Source organism: Leptolyngbya sp. KIOST-1 (assembly GCF_000763385.1).
GTDB lineage: Bacteria > Cyanobacteriota > Cyanobacteriia > Phormidesmidales > Phormidesmidaceae > Nodosilinea.
Window position 1 is genome coordinate 1,946,885 of sequence record NZ_JQFA01000004.1, and the last position, 17,833, is coordinate 1,964,717.

Below are 17,833 nucleotides of genomic sequence, written 5' to 3' on the forward strand. Positions count from 1 at the left end.
CGCGATCGCATCCACCCAAAGTGTAGCCCTAACCGGCATTATTCACGGGACGACTGCTCAACAGTCTGCCAAGCCAAAAATGACGGGTTATAGCACCAAACCCAAACCCGTGAGTCCTAAGGGTGCAGCTCGCAGTCGGGAAAGCGTCCCAGGCCGTTGGCCTCCACGATGGCATTGCGACAGCGCAACGGCGACTTGCCGGTGATGGCAGATAGGCGCTGCAAGCTGATGGCAGGGGACGAAGAGTGGGGGGCCGTCATGTAGAGCTTGTAGGCGGCCTCCAGTACCTGATCGTCCAGTAGCAGGGGTTTAACGGTGGAACTGATGACGTCTAGCATGGCGGAAGGGAAACGCTATATCTAAGCATATTCACGGAAATAGCCCACCAAACCGTCTACCCCGAGGGAGGTTTTGACCAACCAAAAGCCGTACCCTTTGGGGCTCAGTGTTCAAGGTCAGCCTGCCCGACTATTTCGCGCACCCGGTAAATCGGTCGCTGCTGCGACTCGTGGTAGGTTCGCATCATCAGCTCCCCCAGCAGGCCAAAGCTAAACAGCTGAATGCCCGCCAAAAACAGCACCACCGCCAGCACCAGCAGGGGGCGATCGCCGATGTCCTGGTCGGCCAAAAACTTGACCAGGGTGAGATAAATCCCCAGGGCAATCCCCGCCACCATCGAGACTAGCCCCAGGCTGCCAAAAATATGCATGGGCCGGGTGAGAAACTTTTTCATGAAGTAGACGGTGAGCATGTCCATCGCCACCCGCAGGGTGCGGCCCAGGCCGTATTTGCTGGTGCCAAAGCGGCGGGCGTGGTGCATGACCGGCATTTCGGTGATGCGGGCCCCTTCGATAAAGGCCAGGGCGGGCAAAAATCGGTGCAGCTCGCCGTAGAGGTTGAGGTCGTGGATCACCTCGGCCCGGTAGGCCTTCAGGGAGCAGCCGTAGTCGTGTAGCTCAACACCCGTAACCCCGGCAATCAGCCAGTTGGCAATTTTAGAGGGAATCAGCCGGGTGAGGGTGTTGTCCTGGCGGTCTTTGCGCCAGCCGCTGACCAGGTCGTAACCCTCATCGAGGCGGGCGAGCAGGCGGGGAATGTCGGCGGGGTCATTTTGCAGGTCGCCGTCGAGAGTGACCACAATAGCGCCTCGGGCGTAGTCAAACCCGGCGGCCATGGCGGCGGTTTGGCCGTAGTTGCGGCGCAGCAGCACCGCCCGCAGGGAAGGATAGCGCTGGGTCAGCTCCCGCAGCCGATCGCCGGAGCCATCGGTGGAGCCATCGTCAACGGCAATGATTTCGTAGGCTCGCCCCAGCCCGTCGAGCACCAGGGCGATCGCCGCCATCAGAGTGGGCAGGCTCTCGTACTCGTTGTAGATCGGCACCACCACCGAGATGTCGACCGGGGCAGCGGTCTCCGCACCAGGAACAGCAGCCGTGGGGCGCGCAACAGAGGTCATAGCAGCGGCAGATAATGGATTCAGATTACCAAAACGCCCGCAATCGCCCCTTGAGTGTAGCCGAAAGTTGATCCCGGTAGGCGATCCCTAACCCGCCCCAATGACCCAGCCCCGGCACCCAACTCCCGACACCCGATACTCACCTACCCTCTACCCACCCGCCCCTAAACCACCGCCGCCGGGCAGTAGCTCGCCACCACCCGCCCCGCCCGGCGCAGCTGACGGTGGTAGGCGGCGCTGACCGGGTGGGCCAGATCCGTCAACGAGTCGATGCCGATGCCGTTGCGGCCCTGGTCAACCCCGGAGCTGTGGATGTACTGCCCGCCGCCCAGGTAGAGGGCCACGTGCTTGGTGCGCTCCGGAGTGCCAAAAAAGATTAAATCCCCCGGCTCCAGGTCGTCCCAGGCGATTGGCTGAGTGAAGGCCTCCTGCTGGTACGAGTCGCGGGGCAGCCGAATCCCGGTGGAGGCAAAGGCCGCCTGCATCAGGCCAGAGCAGTCGTAGTTGGGGCCCAGGGTGCCGCCCCACAGGTAGGTGTTGGGGGTGGCCATGGCCCGGTGGGCAAAGGCGATTACCTGCGGCAGCAGTGGCGCGATCGCCTGTCGGTCGAGGGCAACGGGGTGGTAGGGCTGCTCGGCAGGCCTCAGGGTGCTGCCCGCCGCCGCGCCAATCCAGCCGGGGTAGTCATCTTCGCAGAGCGTCACCGCCCAGGCCGCGCTCGAAGGCTGAACGGGGTCGAGCCGCAGGTGCCGCCCCGCCGCCGCCTGGGTCACCAACCCCTCTAGCTCCGGGGTCTTGTAGAGATTCAGCGCCTCGCCACAGACGTATTCTCGGCCAGGGGCCAATGCCATTTCATCACCTCACTCCCTCGGACCTTCCGGCTTGTCGCCGGTATTGCGCACGTTGATGACCTTTTTGAGCACGTTAAACCAGAAGGTAGAGCCCATGGAAATAGCGAATCCGCTCACCACCCAGCCCAGCAGGCGGCGGGGGATAAACGGAATGGGCCAGGCCTGCTCGGCGGCCAGCTGCTGCTGCACCACGACGTCGTTATAGCCCAGGGGAAAGGGAATCTCGTTGAGGGCCTGGTTGACCGCCGTCTGCACCTGCTCGATGTTCTGGCTCAGGTCGCCGGTGGCCTCTGCGGTCAGCTGGTCGGCGGTTTGGGTGATGGCGTTGCGCAAAAGGGGGTCCACGGCCAGGCGAGTGGCCATATGAAACGAGTCGGCGTTAATCGAAACGGCGGTGGCGATGCCAATGAGCAGGGCGACGGCCTTGGCGTTGCGCTTGTAGACGCCCGTGGCTCGCTCCATACCGCGATCGAACCACTTCTCCAGTTCGTAGCCAAACAGCTTGACGTCGTCGCGGGTAGAGTCGGCGGTCACCTCCACCTTGCGGGCGATCGCGGCCAGACTGCTGCGCAGGGCCGGGGTAACCGGGGCCTGCGCCAGGCGATCGATCAGGGCGCGGGCCTCGGGGTTGCCGGTTTGGGCCAGGCGGTTGAGTTCCCCGTAGGCGGGGCTGCCGCTGTCGAAGATGTCGAGCAGCTGGGCCACGTTGGGGCGCAGCTTGCTGAGCAGCGCCGCCTTTTCGGTGGGGCTGCTGGCCAGCCCGCGCCGAATGTAGTCCAGACGGCGCAGAAAGGTCTCGGTGAGCGGGTGGTTGTCGGGCAGGATGTCAGACGCCATCAGGCCAAACTCGTCCAGGCGGTTAATGACGCGATCGAGGCTTTCGGGCAGCGACACAATGCCCGCCTTGAAGTCCTCGACGATCTGGTGCAGCCCCTGCTCCAGCTGCTGCAGCTCGGCATTGAGCAAGAACTCGTTGCCCGTACTGGCCTTCAGGTCGCTGAGAATATTGCTGACCGGGGCCAACACGCGATCGCGCGCAAAGCCAGAGATGCGCTCGTGGGCCAGCACCTGCCACAGGTTGCCCAGCTGCATGCGCTCCAGCAGGCTGTTGGCAAAGGCCTCGGGGGGAATGTAGGAGGGACCGCTGGTTTTGCCCACCCCAAACACGTTGCGCTGCCCGGTCAGGGCGCGATAGATGCGGCCAATCAGATGAGAAACGCGGCGAAAGAATCGCGCGATCGTCCCCTTGGCCTCCTGGTCCAGGCCGCGAATCCACGGGCTCTCGTAGAGGGCATCGGCCAGCTCCTGGGCCGCCTTCTCTTTTTCACGCTCGTTGCCGGCCAGCAGCACTTCGATCGACTGTTTTAAGTGCTCGGCTCGCCACTGCAGGAGGGTACCGATAATTTCCTGCGCCTCACTGGCCAGCAAACTCAAAACAAAAAACACAAAGACCAGCCCCAGGGCAATGTCTAAAACTATAGGAAAGTTCATAGACTAACCGAACAATTCTTTATTTCTAAAACCCAGCCTGCTCACAGGTTAGGGACTCGACAGGCCCAGCACAATCCAGGTCAAAAGAGAGCCGCCCCGATCCGGCAAAACCGTTCAGGACAGCCTAAAGAAACTCTGGCTAGCGGTTGGAGGGCATCAAAAAGGGCACACCAACCCGCTTCAGACTTGGTCCGCCCATTGTACTTAAGCGACCCAAAAACGGATCACGCCGCCGGGATGCCCAGTTTTTTGAACCCGCAGGTCGCGCTATTCGTCGTCGTCCTCCAGCAGAGCGCCATTGTCTCCTAGCTGCTTCAGCCGAATGTGCTTGCGACCGAGGGTAATTTCAAACTCGTCGCCGGGTCTCAACCCCATCTGCTTGGTGTAGGTCGAGCCAATCAGCAGGTTGCCGTTGGACTGCACCGTAATTCGAAAGCTGGCGCTCCGTCCTCCGCGTCCGTTGCCGTTTTGGCTGCTATCGAGCTGGATTCCCTCAGCTTCAATCAGCGCATTAAGGAATTTCATCATGTTGACCCGGGGAGCACCCGACTTGGTCAGGGTGTAGTACCCACAGGCTTTTGCCTTATCTTCTTTGCTCAGATCGTCCAGCTCTTTGACCTTTTGCAATAACTCTTTGCCGACTAGTGGTTCTACCTGAGTTGCGTTAGCCATTAACTTTATTCTCGTTCACAACGGTTTGCTCCGACCATATTTGAGCAGGGGCAGTAACCCTGTATCCACCTGCTACACTTTAATGACAACACGCAAAATCATACTACAGAGAAATGGTTTTTGCATGCTCTTTTTTGACCTCTTAACGTTTGCTCCTCTAAGCTCAAAAAGAGCATCCTTTTGCCCTAGTTAAAACCCCAAAAAACATCGGCCATTCAGCTATTTTTAGCCCTAGATACAGGGGTTTGGGAGGTTGGCCAAGGAATTTGGCTGGGGCTAGCGGCGGCCTTAACCTACGATCAGCTCCAGACAGAGCGGCGGATTTAGCCAGCAGCGCGATCGCTTTTTCGCCCGGTTCTAGGGGCTCCTACTACCCGCCTCCGGTGCTTCAGAATCAGTGGTCATCGCCGGTCCACCCAATTTGCAGGGTTTGGCCGCAGGGGCAAAACTAGGGGCAAAACCAGGCCCAAAACGTCCGGTTGCCCGTCAACCGACTGAGCTTAAAACCTCAAACCGTAACCCCTGGTGAACAGAATTGCCCGGCGACAATTCCCCCAATTCAGCGCTAAGGTCAGCAAAGGCTAACGTTTACCCGGCGGCAAAATCCATCCATGAAACTGACAACTCGCGGTCACTACAGTGTTAAGGCACTGCTCGACCTGACGCTGCACCCCTCTCGACAGCCTGTGTCCGTCAACACCATTGCTGCTCGCCAGGGGTTGCCGCCGCCCTACTTAGAAAAATTGCTGATCGATCTGCGCCGGGCCGGCATTGTCGAGTCGGTGCGGGGTCCCCAGGGGGGTTACCGGCTGGCCAAACCCGCCGACCAAATTTTTCTGGGCCAAATTTTGGCGGCGGTCGGCGAACAGGTGGACCCGCTGCCCCGCCATACCCCCCAGGCGGAGCAGGCCGAAGACTGGGTCACCTTTGCCGTCTGGAATCGCCTCTCCCAAAAGCTGAAAGAAGCCCTCTATAGTATTTCCCTGGAAGATCTGTACTTTGATGCCCGCAGTTGGCAGGCGGCCCAGGGGGATGATGTCAGTTTTATGGTTTAGCACGCTGGAGGTTCAGCGCGCGCTGGTGCTGGGGTTGGCGGCGGGGCTAGACCGCCTGGTGGGTGACCCCTGGGGCTGGCCCCACCCGGTGCAGGCGATCGGCTGGCTGATTGGCCGCATCACGGCCGGGATCCTGCGGCTCAAGCTGTCGCCCCTGGCGGAGCGGGGCCTGGGGGTGCTGCTGGGGGCAGGGATTATCCTCAGCACTGGCCTGGCGGGGTGGGGCCTAGTAGCGCTGGCTCAGCGTCTACATCCCGCCATTGGTCTGGTGGTCGAGACCATTCTGCTGGCCAGCTGTTTTGCCGGACGCAGCCTGCGCCAGGCCGCCGAGGAGGTGCTGGTGCCCCTGGAGGCAGACGACATCCCCACGGCCCGCAACCATCTGGCCCGCTACGTCGGTCGCGACACCGACCAGCTCGATCGCGCCGAAATCCAGCGGGCGGTGCTGGAGACCGTCAGCGAAAACGCCACCGACGGGGTGCTGGCGCCGCTGTTCTACGGTCTGGTGGGGGCGTTGCTCCCCCTGGGCAGCGTGCCCCTGGCCCTGGCCTACAAAGCCGCCAGCACCCTCGACTCCATGGTGGGGTACCGCGAGGCTCCCTACACCTACCTGGGCTGGTTTAGCGCCCGGTTGGAAGATGGGCTTACCTGGCTGCCCTGCCGCCTGACGGTGATTACCATTGCGCTACTGTCGGGGCGGCCCCGCTGGGTGCTGCGCCTCTGCCGCCGCGATGCCCCCGCCGACCCCAGCCCCAACGCAGGCTGGAGCGAGTGCGCCTACGCCGCCGCCCTGGGGGTGCAGCTGGGCGGCCCGAATACCTACCGGGGCCTGGTCAAGGTCAAGCCCCTGCTGGGAGATGCCGTGCAGCCGATTACAGGCGATCGCATTGCCCAGGCCCTCGCCCTCACCCGCCGCGCCGCCCTCCTGTGGCTGGTCCTGGGCCTCGCCCTCCTGATAGCCCAGACCTGGCTGCGACTCTACTGGGCCAGCGCTCTTTGACTCATGCATTAAAGCGGTGTATTGCGGCCCAAAAGCAGCGTTTGTGAGCTATTGCCCAGGGTTACAGTCAGGCGAAAAGCTCGTTGCCGAAGCGGTGCATTGCGGCAAAAAGGCACAGTTTGTGAGCGGTGGCCCAGGGTTATAGGCCGCGAATGCACCCTACACCCCCTTACCCCTTCACCCGCACACCCATCCACCCACTCACTCACTCACCCGCCCCGTCCGCTCAAACCCCAGCTCAATCAGCGTATCCACCAGTTCCCCAAAGCTCACGCCGCTGGCTTCCCACATCATGGGGTACATGCTGGTGGCGGTAAAGCCCGGCAGGGTGTTGATCTCGTTGATCAAAATGTCGCCCGTCGCCTCCACGAAGAAAAAGTCCACCCGGGCAATCCCGGCGGCATCTACCGCCTGAAAGGCCGTCACCGCCATCTCCCGGATGCGGCGGGACACCGCCTCGGGCACCTGGGCCGGAATGGTGTGCTGGGACTGGCCGCTGGTGTACTTGGTGTCGTAGTCGTAGAAGTCGCTCTGGAAGGTGATTTCGCCCAGTACCGAGGCCCTGGGGTTGTCGTTGCCCAGCACGGCGCACTCTACCTCGCGGGCCACCACCCCGGTTTCAACAATGATGCGGCGATCGTAGCTGGCGGCATTGTCGAGGGCGGCCTCCAGGTCCTTGCGCGTGGTGGCCCTGGCAATGCCCACGGAGGAGCCCAGGTTGGCCGGTTTGACAAAGCAGGGATAGCCCAGCTCGGCTTCAATGCGATCGCACAGTTTGGGAAACACGCAGGGGTTCGACCACACCTCCGACCGGTCCACCGCCAGGTACTTCACCTGGGGCAGCCCGGCCTGGGCAAAGGCCGTTTTCATGGCGATTTTGTCCATGCCCACCGCCGACCCCAGCACCCCCGAGCCCACGAAGGGCTGCTGCATCAGGGTGAAGAGGCCCTGCACGGTGCCGTCCTCACCGTTGGGGCCGTGCAGCACCGGAAACCAAATGTCGATGGCATCGACCTGCTCAAACTGGGGCAGTCGCAGCCTGGGCGTAGCCGCTGGAACCGCAGAGTCCTGGGGGGGCAGGCCAGCCTCCAGCACCGCAGCGGCGGCGGGGCCAGCCTGCCAGCCCCCGTCTTTGCTAATGTAGACCGGCAGCACGGTGTACTTGTCGGCGTTGGGGCCGCTGGCCAGGGCGCGGGCGATCGCCTGCGCCGATCGAATTGAAACCTCGTGCTCCCCCGAACAGCCGCCAAACACCAGCCCTACCGTTACTGTTGCCATAAGCCTACCTTCGCGCTAATTGCGGCTAGGGTATCACAGGAGCCTTCTGGTGCTGCAAGCCGAAAAATGGCCAAAAAAAGCCCTGAGATCCCTCCAGGTATCCCAGGGCTTAACAATCAGGGTGCATCTACCTTTCCTTAATACGCTGACCAGCTCGACCGTCCGGACAGTTGCCCAATTTTTTTCCAGGTTCAGGCCTCAGCCGGTGGCGATCGCTCCGGTACGGCCAGAACGCTAAGCTCTAGCCCTCTGTCCAGCTAAGGGGAATAGGCCAGGCTTTCGCATTTGGGGATCGGTATTCAGACTCTAATCGCCATGGCAATTTAATCGGGCAGGACTGCGGTCAATCGTTCATCACAGTGCATAATGCCATTGATAACCGGTGTGGCAGAGTGAGCGGTGAAGTACTTTTTTCTTTCGGACGGTTGGGTGACGGGCCGGGTGTGGGAGTTTGGTGGCCTGTGGAATGAGCTGGGCTGGCAGCGCAAGCCCCACATGGTTCGGCTCAACCTGTCGATTCAGGAGCAGGGCGAAACGCTCTGGCTGTACCAGGTCGAAGAAAGCGTGCTGATGGTCGAGGTCAAGCCCGAGATCACCACCACCGAGCCGATTGGGCAGGTCGTGCTCAAGCGGTTGATCACCGCCGAGCAGGTGATAGAGCGCCTCTGTGCCGCCAGCGATGGGGTAGCCAAGCCAGACCTCCCCTAGCTGGCCCAGGTTCAGGGCCTTTCAACCTGAACCCTTTCAACCTGAATAGTGACTTGAATAAGGATTGCTAAACGCTGGCCCAAACTGGTACCACAATCCTTCTAGACTGATAGTGGCAAAGCGCACAACTTTTACGCATAAGGACACAGGGCGTTGGCGGGATTAGCAATTGGGCTGCTAGCGGCAGCTTACCTACTGGGATCAATTCCCACGGGCTATCTGGTGGCCCGCTGGGTGAAAGGCATTGACATTCGACAGTACGGCTCCGGGGGCACCGGGGCCACCAACGTGCTGAGAACGGTGGGCAAAGGGGCCGCGATCGCGGTCCTGATCATCGATCTGCTCAAGGGGCTGCTGGCCGTGCTGCTGGTCAACGCCCTCTGGCCCCAGCTGGTCGCTTTGGGGGCAGGGGGAACCTCAGCCGCCCAGGGGCAGGCCTGGATCGCCATGCTGGCTGGTCTGCTGGCCCTGGTGGGCCACAGCAAATCGGTGTGGATTAACTTTACCGGCGGTAAGTCGGCGGCCTCGGGGCTGGGCGTGTTGCTGGGCCTGGCCTGGCCGGTGGCCCTCGGAACCGCGATCGCCTTTGGCCTCACCCTGGCCCTCAGCCGGATTGTGTCGCTGGGGTCGATCGCGGCGGCGATGGCGGCGGCGGTGCTGATGGTGGTCACCGGCCAGCCCCTGCCCTACGTGATCTTGGGAGCCCTGGGGGCAACCTACGTGATTCTGCGCCACCGGGGCAATATCGAGCGCCTGCTGGCTGGCACCGAACCCCGCCTGGGGCAACACCCCTCTAACCCCGGCTCCTAGAGCACCTAGCCGAAAACCACTAAGCAAGCGAGCCAAGCTAAATAATCAGTCTGTAAACTTGACATCCTTTCATCGCCCCCAAAGCCCCCCAATTATGGGGGACTTTGAGAGTTCGACTCCCCCCAGAATTGGGGGGCTGAGGGGCGTATCATACCTGCATTCAGCAACGCCATAAACCATACTATTTCCACTGCGACAAAAAACCCCGGAGCCTCAGCTCTGGGGAATTGGCAGGAGTCGGGAGATGAAAAAGGTCCAGGGGAGGCACCAGGTGCGTCCAGGCCCCCCCAAAGCCCCATCTAGATAGCCAGATCGGGGGGCAGCATCACCTGGTCAATGCCGTGGATGATGCCGTTGCTGGCCTGAATGTCAGGCTGAACCACCATGGCGTCGTTGACCATGACTTCACCAGTGGCGTCATCCACTTGTAATGACAGGGTAGAGCCCGCTGCCGTGGGCACTTCCTCGGTGGTGATATCGGCCGCAGCCACCTCATCCTGGACCACGTGATAGGTCAGCACCTGGCGCAGCAGATCCTGGTTTTCGGGCAGCAGCAGCTCGTCTAGGGCACCATCGGGCAGGGCCTCAAAGGCTTCGTTGGTGGGCGCAAACAGGGTGATGGGACCACCGGTAGACAGGGCTTCGGTCAGGCCAGCCGCCTCAACCGCCTGGGCCAGAATGCTAAATTCGTCCGAGGTAGCCGCCACATCGGCCACGGTGTTCTCACCCATGGCGGTGGGAGCCTCGGTACCGGTTGTCCCAGTCGCGGCGGGGTCCTCAGTGGGCGCAGTTTCCACTGCGGTGGGGGTTGTGGTGTCGGGGCCGCAGGCCGCTAGCAGCGCCGCTGCGCCAACGCTTGCGAAGCCAACCAGCCAGCGCTTGGGCTGGGAAAAACGGTTCGTGGTCATAGCAAAAGTCCTTACACTCGAAACGTATTAAACCTTGCAGGCGAAGTCAGCGCCTTAAAAACGCTTAAGACAACGTAACAATGTGTTGCAGGGCTTTCCTCTTCCCTAGGGTAGAACTGCCGGTTCCCCAGGGTTTCGAGATATTGTTCTCAGGACCGAGGTGGGTCCGTCAAGGTTCCCCAAAGGATGGGTCGGTAGAAGCAGGGGCTTCAGGAGCCAGGTGCTGCTGGCGCTGAACCGTGAGCGCCAGCAAAATCTGCTGGTGGCGATCGCGGGTAATCGGGTAGCGGTAGCAGAACCACAGCCCCACCCCCAGCAGCAGGGCGGGCAGCGGGCCAATCAGCAGCCGAATGGCATTCAGCGCGGCCGCTGGCTGCACCTCGGCACTGGCCACATACCCCGTCCAGCTCAAAATTTGGCCGGAGATAAACAGCGCCAGGGCCAGCCCCAGCTTTTGCAAAAACACCAGGGCGCTGAAGTAAAGCCCTTCCCGCCGCAGGCCGGTGTTGAGTTCATCGAGGTCAATCACATCGGGCAGCATAGCAAAGGGCACCATGTACAGAGTCGCCACCCCCACCCCCGCCAAAATTCCCAGGGTATACATCCACCCCACCTGCCCCGGCTGCACCGTGGCCAAACCCCCCAGGGCGATCGCCGCCAGCGGGGCCCCCAGCAAAAACACCGTGCGCTTGCCGGTGCGCTTGGCCACCCAGTCCCAGCCCCAGAGCATGGCGATCGCAGTCCCCTGCACCGCCAGCGCCATCTGGGCAAAGTGGGTGGCGGGCAGCCCCATCCAGGCGGCGACAAAGTAGGGCAGCATGGCGGCGGTCACTTGCACGCTCATCCAGCCGCAGAGGTAGAGTCCCAAAATTTGCCGAAAGGCGCTGTTGCCAAACACGCTGCGCAGCTGGGGCAGCAGGGCGGGCGGCTGGTCGGTGGCGGCCAGCCGGGGACGACCCCGCTGCACCTGCCAGTAGCGGCGGTAGGTACCCGCCACACAGAGGCCCACCATCACCACCGCCAGGCTGGCCGACAGCACCCCCAGCACAAAGTACTGGCGGGCCGGGTCAGCCACCCGGCCAAACACCACCTGGGCCATCAGCAGAGCTACAATGCTGCCGCCGATGCTAAACGCCGACTTCATGCCGATCAGGTCGGTGCGCTCGTCGTAGTCGTCGGCCAGTTCGGCGGCCAGGGCCGTGTAGGGCAGCTGCACCGCCGTAAAGGCCGCAAAAGCGACGATCGACAGCGCAATATAGTAGCCAAACACTCCCCACTGGCCGGGAAAGGGCGGCACTGTCCACAGCAGCACCGACGAGATCACCAGCGGCAGTACGCCCCCCAGCATCCAGGGGTAGCGGCGGCCCAGGGGCGACCGGGTGCGATCGCTCAGCCAGCCAATCAGCGGATCGTTAATCGCATCCCACACCCGGCCAAATAGCAGCACCGCCCCCGCCAGGGCCGGGCTCAACCCCGCCACGGTGGTAAAAAAATACAGCACAAAAAACGCCGACAGACTGGCCGGGACCGCCGCCGCCAGTTCGCCCACACCGTAGAACACTTTGACCGAAACAGGCAGAGGCGGCAGCTTAGACAACGGCATCGGGCTCCAGGATGATAGGGCCCATCATCCCACAGGTTCACCCCCGATGGGCGGCCTGGGCGGGACAGCGCGGGCAGGCGCGGGCACCGCGATAAGATGGGTTCGGCCCCGCTCAGAGTACCCCACCCACCATGACCATCAAGCTGGCGATCGCCACCTCAGTACTGCTGCTGGCCGCTGGGCTATCCGCCTGCGACGGCCTGGGTTCGGGCCCGGCTGGCTCACCGTCCGCCAGCCCTTCAGCCCCGCTCGAGGCCGCTGGCACCGACGGCCCGCCGCCACCGCCAGCGGGAGCCTTCCTGGCCCAGATGTCTCCCACCCAGACTGGCCAGCTCAGCAGCCTGGGGGTGGAGGTGGTGGTGCCAGGAGAGGTGCCTCCCTCGTTTTCCATTGTCGAAATTCGGGTAGAGCAGGGCGACCCCGGCCCCGGCTACCTGGTGGTCTACCAGAACGAAGCCAGCCAGTGCTTTGCCGTCGAGTTTGCCGCCAGCGGCATTGGCGATATGCCCGCCACCGCCAGCCGGCGTCCCATTCAGCCACCGTTGTTTGGCGACCAGGGGTACGGCCTCAACTATGGCCCCTTCACCGACCCCAACCTCAGCGCCCAGTTTCCCGAATCCAACCTGTTCACCGACTGGTTGATCGGCGACTCCGGTGCCTACCGGCTGGTGGGAGCCACCTATATTGGCGATCTGTTTGAGAATTTGCAGAACTGCCAGGACGTTACCCCCGAGGAGGCCGTGGCCCTGGCCGAATCGCTGACGGTACTCACGGACGACCCCATGGGTGAACCGGCTGGGGCAATGCCCTAGGGCTGTCAGAGGGTTAGCTGACCGCCACTCCCTCCGCCTCCGAGCCCTCTGCCAGCGGCGGCCTCAGGGTGAGATAGAGACAGGCACCCACCAGCGGCAGGGCCAGCATTGCCGCCGCCATCCAGCCCTGAGTCATCCCCCGCCGAGCCATGTCATCGCGCAGCAGCACAGGGAACAACAGCCACAGGGCGCAAAAATCCAGCGACATGACGTGGATAAAGCGGCTGGTCTGCCACTGCTGCCAAAAATCGGTCCAGTCTCCGTTAAGTAATGCAAAGGCAGCCAGGGCGATCGCCCCAGCCCCCAGCACCGCCCCCAGCCAGCGCGACTCCAGCAGCCGCAGCAGCGAGCTTTTGGCGTCGATAGAACCTGAATTGGGCTGACGTAGCGCCAGGTAGGGCAGCAGCGCAAAGGCTCCCACCGCAAACGATGCGCCGACAAAGGGCCAGGCGCGCAGCTTTTGTCCAGCACCATCGACCAGGGCCAGGGCGGCGTAGACCATCGGCCAGATTCCCATGGCGTTAAATAGCGCTATAACGATCGGGTTGATGCCCTGCCAGTCACCCGTGGAGAGGCGAAGAATCAAATCGGCGGTGTCCGGGCGATTGGGCGGCGCCAGTATAAAGGCGTACAGAACAAACCCCAGCCAAAGGCCCCAAAAAATCGATCGATACATATCCAGTCAAGTGCTAAGTTTCTCACCAAATTATCAAACAAAAGCAACGAAGGCACCCAGGCTGAGAAAAAGCCAATAAGCTTTAATCCAAGCCCTTTAGCCCTCAAAAGCGGCAATTGTTAAAAAATAATTAAACACATTTTGAACTGTAACCTTATGTTTCCAACCCTTTCTTAAAGAAGCGTTAACCTCACTCATAAATCTAAGTTTTGGAGTCGCTTTTGATACCGTTTTACGTCTGATGCCCTGACTAGGGAACCTACCGTGTCTTTAATTGCCCCCCGTGAGTCAGCCAGTTCTCTGGCTCACCACCGCAGCACTATGCATATTCAGTACTTTCTGGAGCTATACGAGGCCGGTTACCGCGACTTCACGGGCATTAGCCTGACCGGTGCCGACTTCAGCCATCACATCCTGGTCGATGTAGACCTCAGTCGTGCCAGCCTCAGGGGGGCCGACTTCAGCCGGTCATTTTTGACCCAGGCGAATCTCGACCACGCCGACCTCAACTGGGCCAACCTGAGCTTCGCCAAAATGAGCGAAACTCGCCTGGTGCAGGCCGACCTGACCAAGGCCAACCTGCGCGGAGCTTTTTTGGTGCGGGCTGACCTGCGCCGGGCCAAGCTCAGCGGGGCTGACCTGTGCCATGCTAACCTGCGCCAGGCCGACCTGCGGGGGGCCAACCTCTGCGGCGCTAACCTGAGCGGGGCCAACCTGCGGGGGGCTAACCTGAGCGGGGCCAACCTGTCCTGGGCCCACCTGAGCGGAGCGCGCCTCAGTGGGGCTGACCTGGAGCGCACCTGCATGGATGCAACCAACCTGGAGGGAGCCTGGCTCAACGGGTTGGACCTGCGCGGCATGAATTTGGCCGGGGTCAACCTCAAGGAGGCCAAGCTGAACGGCGCTAACCTCGACCACGCCAACCTGAGTTCCGCCAACCTGACCCACACCACCATGCGCGGCATTAGCCTGGTGGGGGCCAACCTCAGCGGCTCTGACCTGACTGGGGCCGTGCTGTGGAACGGGATTTTGGACGGGGTGGACCTGTCGCGGGCCGACCTCACCCGCGCCCACCTGGGCGAAGCATCCCTCAAGGCGGCGGTGGTGGTCGGCACTGAGTTTACCGAGTCGGTGCTGCCCGCTGAGGCCCGCGCCTACCTCTACGACACCGTCCAGGGGGAAACCCGCTGGACCCACCGACCCGCCCGCGACACGCTAAATCAGTCGCAGTTTGTCGATCGCATTCCCCAGCAGTAATGGCAGCACCCGAGCCATCGCTCCCATCGCCGGGGATTGTCCTGATCACCGCGGGCTCCGAAGCTGAGGCCGATCGCCTAGCCCATCACCTGGTAGAGACCCGGCTGGCCGCCTGCGTCAGCGTGTTTCCGGTGCGATCGCTCTACCGCTGGCAGGGTGAGGTGCAGCGGGACACCGAGTGGCAGCTCATGGTCAAAACCGACCTCAGCCAGTTTGAAGCACTCAGCCAGGCGATCGCCGCGCACCACAGCTACGAGGTGCCCGAGATCGTTGCCCTGCCGATTGTGGCGGGCCTACCGGCCTACCTGAGCTGGCTCCAGGCCCAGGTTTAGGGCGCGTGAATTGAAAGAAAAAAATAATCAAAAAAAAGGCTGACCAATGGCCAGCCTGCTTCAGCTACTCAAGGAGATTTTTAACCACAGGTCAGTCGATCTATCGGCGGTAGGCCAGAGCCACCTCACTCTCAATCTCAGCAGGCTCCGACACCAAAACGGTTTCGGTCTCGATCGCCGGGCCGGCTTCAGCCTCTGCCTCCAGGGCGGCGTTGGCGGCAGCCAATCGCCGCTGGCGCACCAGCACGGTGCCACCGGTTAGCAGGGCCGCGATCGCCCCCAAACCACCCAGCGCCGCTCCCAGCGTCTGATTGTCTGGAGAAGAGGCCCACCAGCCCCCCGGCCCATCGCCGGAGGTGGTCACCGGAGGCGCGCTCAGCTTAGAGAACGGACAGGCCAGTGCCCCATTGCCAGGCACAGCAGACACAGCCAGCAGACCAGCTGTTGCCACCGAGGCCACCAGGGCAGAACGAGGAAGGAGATGCATAACCAAATGGGAGAACGCAACAACGTACGGCTATTGTTGCGGCACTCGTTTCTTCCCGCAGCTTCAGAGGCTACAAAATGTGACGAAAACTGACCGACCCAATCGAGTCTCTATCTCAAGACAGATCAGAGAGTGGAGCGCTCGCAGCACCTCAGCCCTTGGTCCCTGGGCTAGTTCCGCTTCCGGAGCCAGCAGCCTCTCAGTCTTTAGGATGAGGTATATATTTGCTGACTTCTAGATCCCCCCACTCCCGATCTGTCTGGGTTCCACGCTGTACCCCCCTTGATCAGGGGGACAGGGGGGGATCACCGTAGCGTGCTTTGCCCGAATGGACTTTGCTGTAAAGCCGCCTTACGTCAGAGAACTCTGGCTTTTGAGCAGTACACCTAAAGAAAACCTTTGGGTGCATGGCCATTTGGAAAAAGTTGTTTAGTCTGTTGACAGATTTGATGCCCGTGACAGAATTTGATGCCCGTGACAGATTTGGTGCCTGCGACATTTCATTAATGTTCTATTAAGCCACCCCACCCGAATACTTCCGCGAAACCCCGTTTCCGACCGTCGAACGAACCGTTACCGAGAGATTGATATGGCACAGAGTTTTGGTGTAATTGGCCTCGCCGTCATGGGCGAGAACCTGGCCCTCAACGTTGAGAGCAAGGGCTTTCCGGTGGCCGTGTACAACCGCACCGCTGCGGTGACCGAGCGCTTTATGGAAAAGCGCGCCCAGGGCAAAAACGTCAAGGCGACCTACAGCCTCGAAGAATTTGTCCAGTCCCTGGAGCGTCCCCGTCGCATTCTGGTGATGGTGAAGGCGGGGGCTCCGGTGGATGCGGTGATCGATCAGCTGCGCCCACTGCTGGACGACGGCGACATGATTATGGACGGCGGCAACTCCCTCTACGAAGACACGGAGCGCCGCACCAAGGATCTGGAATCCACCGGCCTGCGGTTTATTGGCATGGGCGTGAGCGGTGGCGAGGAGGGAGCCCTGCTTGGCCCCAGCCTGATGCCGGGCGGCACCCGCGCCGCCTACGACTCCATCGAGCCAATCGTAAAGAAAATTGCCGCCCAGGTGGATGACGGCCCCTGCGTCACCTACATTGGCCCTCGCGGGGCGGGCCACTACGTCAAAATGGTGCACAACGGCATTGAGTACGGCGATATGCAGCTGATTGCCGAGGCCTACGACCTGATGAAAAACGTTCTGGGTCTCGACCACAACCGGCTGTTTGAGGTATTCAGCGAGTGGAACCTCACCGATGAGCTCAACTCGTTCTTGATTGAAATCACCGCCGATATTTTCACCAATATCGACAGCGACACCAACAAGCCTCTGGTGGAGCTAATCATGGATGCGGCCGGCCAAAAAGGCACCGGGCGCTGGACAGTGATGAGCGCCCTGGAGCTGGGGGTGGGCATTCCCACCATCACGGCAGCGGTGAATGCGCGGATTATGTCGTCGATCAAAGAGGAGCGGGTGGCGGCCTCCAAGCAGCTCGATGGCCCCACGGCCAGCTTTGATGGCGATGTCAAAGCCATGGTGAACAAAATCCGCGATGCCCTCTACTGCTCCAAAATTTGCTCCTACGCCCAGGGGATGGCGCTGATTGGCGCGGCCTCCAAGCACTACGAGTACGACGTCAACCTGGGCGAAACGGCTCGGATCTGGAAGGGGGGCTGTATTATTCGGGCCGGGTTCCTGAATAAGATCAAGCACGCCTACGACGAAAACCCCAGCCTGCCGAACCTGCTGCTGGCCCCGGAGTTTAAGCAGACGATTCTCGATCGCCAGTCGGCCTGGCGCGAGGTGGTAGCAATGGCGGCGACCTTTGGTATTCCGGTGCCAGCCTTTAGCGCTTCGCTGGACTACTTTGACAGCTACCGCCGCGATCGCCTGCCCCAGAACCTGACCCAGGCCCAGCGCGACTACTTTGGTGCCCACACCTACGTGCGGGTGGACAAGGAGGGTACCTTCCACACCGAATGGACCAAGGCCCCGGCCCGGGTTTAGCGGTCGGCGGCTGGAGCTGACCTGCTGTTTCACCTCACCACAACCGCTGCCGCCGCTCCCATCCGGAGCGGCGGTTTTTTGCGTGAGCGGCGGTCGAGTCTGGATTGCTCGTGCGCTGTGCCGTGACTAATGCGAGATGCTGCCTAATGTGCTGTCAAACCTAATTTTGTAGGTTGGGTGGCGCGCTAGCAGAACCCAACCAGGCTGACTGCCGTTGGGTACGCTCCGCTTTACCTAACCTGCGGGAACCCTAATTTTTAGCTTTGACGCTGTACTATCTATCCCCTGCCGCAGGGTGCAGGGCATACGCACTGCGATAGGTACTGTACCGATCGCCTGGGGGCAAAAGGATGCTCCAGTGAGCCTGACCTGGCTGCAAGAGCGACGATCGGGCATCGACGATGCCTGAATCCACGCACATCG

General features: G+C 61.6%; 18 protein-coding genes. 8 read left to right on the forward strand and 10 right to left on the reverse strand.

Going from position 1 to position 17,833, the window contains the following annotated elements:
• Positions 1–116 precede the first annotated feature (116 nt).
• The 5 genes from NF78_RS25515 to NF78_RS25535 all read right to left on the reverse strand — a co-directional run bounded on the left by NF78_RS25515 (position 117) and on the right by NF78_RS25535 (position 4,470).
• A complete protein-coding gene (locus NF78_RS25515) occupies positions 117–338 on the reverse strand; it encodes a hypothetical protein (RefSeq protein WP_035992840.1) in 222 nt (73 codons plus the stop codon).
• Between the two features lie 104 nt (positions 339–442).
• The gene (locus NF78_RS25520; RefSeq protein WP_035992842.1) at positions 443–1,456 is read right to left on the reverse strand and encodes a glycosyltransferase family 2 protein; all 1,014 of its coding nucleotides are present in this window, start codon (positions 1,454–1,456) and stop codon (positions 443–445) included.
• Positions 1,457–1,620: 164 nt separating this feature from the next.
• The gene (locus tag NF78_RS25525) at positions 1,621–2,307 is read right to left on the reverse strand and encodes a C40 family peptidase (protein WP_035992845.1); all 687 of its coding nucleotides are present in this window, start codon (positions 2,305–2,307) and stop codon (positions 1,621–1,623) included.
• Positions 2,308–2,316: 9 nt separating this feature from the next.
• Positions 2,317–3,798 (reverse strand): hypothetical protein, encoded by a 1,482-nt coding sequence (locus NF78_RS25530; RefSeq protein ID WP_035992847.1) that lies wholly within the window; start codon positions 3,796–3,798, stop codon positions 2,317–2,319.
• Between the two features lie 267 nt (positions 3,799–4,065).
• Positions 4,066–4,470 carry an AbrB family transcriptional regulator gene (locus NF78_RS25535; protein WP_035992849.1) on the reverse strand — a complete coding sequence of 135 codons (405 nt, stop codon included), beginning with the start codon at positions 4,468–4,470 and terminating at the stop codon, positions 4,066–4,068.
• A 611-nt stretch (positions 4,471–5,081) separates the two neighbouring features.
• On the opposite strand from NF78_RS25535, the gene NF78_RS25540 reads away from it, so the two are divergent.
• Both NF78_RS25540 and cbiB read left to right on the forward strand, forming a co-directional pair.
• The gene (locus NF78_RS25540; RefSeq protein ID WP_035992852.1) at positions 5,082–5,525 is read left to right on the forward strand and encodes an RrF2 family transcriptional regulator; all 444 of its coding nucleotides are present in this window, start codon (positions 5,082–5,084) and stop codon (positions 5,523–5,525) included.
• The gene (gene cbiB, locus NF78_RS25545; protein WP_225885419.1) at positions 5,503–6,525 is read left to right on the forward strand and encodes an adenosylcobinamide-phosphate synthase CbiB; all 1,023 of its coding nucleotides are present in this window, start codon (positions 5,503–5,505) and stop codon (positions 6,523–6,525) included. The genes NF78_RS25540 and cbiB overlap by 23 nt, the downstream gene beginning before the upstream one ends.
• Positions 6,526–6,726: 201 nt before the next feature.
• Here the strand turns inward: cbiB and NF78_RS25550 are convergent, their stop codons facing one another.
• Positions 6,727–7,803, reverse strand: a complete 1,077-nt coding sequence (locus tag NF78_RS25550) for a D-alanine--D-alanine ligase family protein (protein ID WP_035992856.1) — start codon at positions 7,801–7,803, stop codon at positions 6,727–6,729.
• Between the two features lie 399 nt (positions 7,804–8,202).
• Here NF78_RS25550 and NF78_RS25555 point away from each other — a divergent pair, with 399 nt between their 5' ends.
• Complete coding sequence (locus NF78_RS25555) at positions 8,203–8,511, forward strand: hypothetical protein (RefSeq protein WP_035992858.1); 309 nt, start codon at positions 8,203–8,205, stop codon at positions 8,509–8,511.
• Positions 8,512–8,664: 153 nt separating this feature from the next.
• On the forward strand, positions 8,665–9,321 hold the full coding sequence (plsY, locus tag NF78_RS25560) for a glycerol-3-phosphate 1-O-acyltransferase PlsY (protein WP_035992860.1): 657 nt from the start codon (positions 8,665–8,667) through the stop codon (positions 9,319–9,321).
• Between the two features lie 299 nt (positions 9,322–9,620).
• On the opposite strand, the gene NF78_RS25565 is transcribed toward plsY, so the two are convergent.
• Positions 9,621–10,229 (reverse strand): fasciclin domain-containing protein, encoded by a 609-nt coding sequence (locus NF78_RS25565; RefSeq protein ID WP_035992863.1) that lies wholly within the window; start codon positions 10,227–10,229, stop codon positions 9,621–9,623.
• A gap of 169 nt (positions 10,230–10,398) precedes the next feature.
• A complete protein-coding gene (locus NF78_RS25570; RefSeq protein ID WP_035992866.1) occupies positions 10,399–11,832 on the reverse strand; it encodes an MFS transporter in 1,434 nt (477 codons plus the stop codon).
• 131 nt (positions 11,833–11,963) lie between these two features.
• Between NF78_RS25570 and NF78_RS25575 the strand changes: the two genes are divergently transcribed.
• Positions 11,964–12,644: a hypothetical protein gene (locus NF78_RS25575; RefSeq protein WP_035992868.1), complete on the forward strand. Its 681-nt coding sequence runs from the start codon at positions 11,964–11,966 to the stop codon at positions 12,642–12,644.
• Between the two features lie 13 nt (positions 12,645–12,657).
• Here NF78_RS25575 and NF78_RS25580 read toward each other — a convergent pair whose 3' ends face one another.
• Positions 12,658–13,320, reverse strand: a complete 663-nt coding sequence (locus tag NF78_RS25580; protein WP_035992872.1) for a DUF2834 domain-containing protein — start codon at positions 13,318–13,320, stop codon at positions 12,658–12,660.
• Between the two features lie 264 nt (positions 13,321–13,584).
• On the opposite strand from NF78_RS25580, the gene NF78_RS25585 reads away from it, so the two are divergent.
• Positions 13,585–14,577 (forward strand): pentapeptide repeat-containing protein, encoded by a 993-nt coding sequence (locus NF78_RS25585; protein WP_263970697.1) that lies wholly within the window; start codon positions 13,585–13,587, stop codon positions 14,575–14,577.
• Complete coding sequence (gene cutA / locus NF78_RS25590; RefSeq protein ID WP_035992878.1) at positions 14,577–14,909, forward strand: divalent-cation tolerance protein CutA; 333 nt, start codon at positions 14,577–14,579, stop codon at positions 14,907–14,909. Before NF78_RS25585 ends, cutA begins: the two co-directional genes overlap by 1 nt.
• 100 nt (positions 14,910–15,009) lie before the next feature.
• Here cutA and NF78_RS25595 read toward each other — a convergent pair whose 3' ends face one another.
• Entirely contained in the window at positions 15,010–15,396 is a 387-nt protein-coding gene (locus NF78_RS25595) for a hypothetical protein (RefSeq protein WP_156119968.1), read from the reverse strand.
• Between the two features lie 589 nt (positions 15,397–15,985).
• On the opposite strand from NF78_RS25595, the gene gndA reads away from it, so the two are divergent.
• Positions 15,986–17,410, forward strand: a complete 1,425-nt coding sequence (gene gndA / locus NF78_RS25600) for an NADP-dependent phosphogluconate dehydrogenase (protein WP_035992882.1) — start codon at positions 15,986–15,988, stop codon at positions 17,408–17,410.
• The last annotated feature ends 423 nt before the right edge of the window (positions 17,411–17,833 follow it).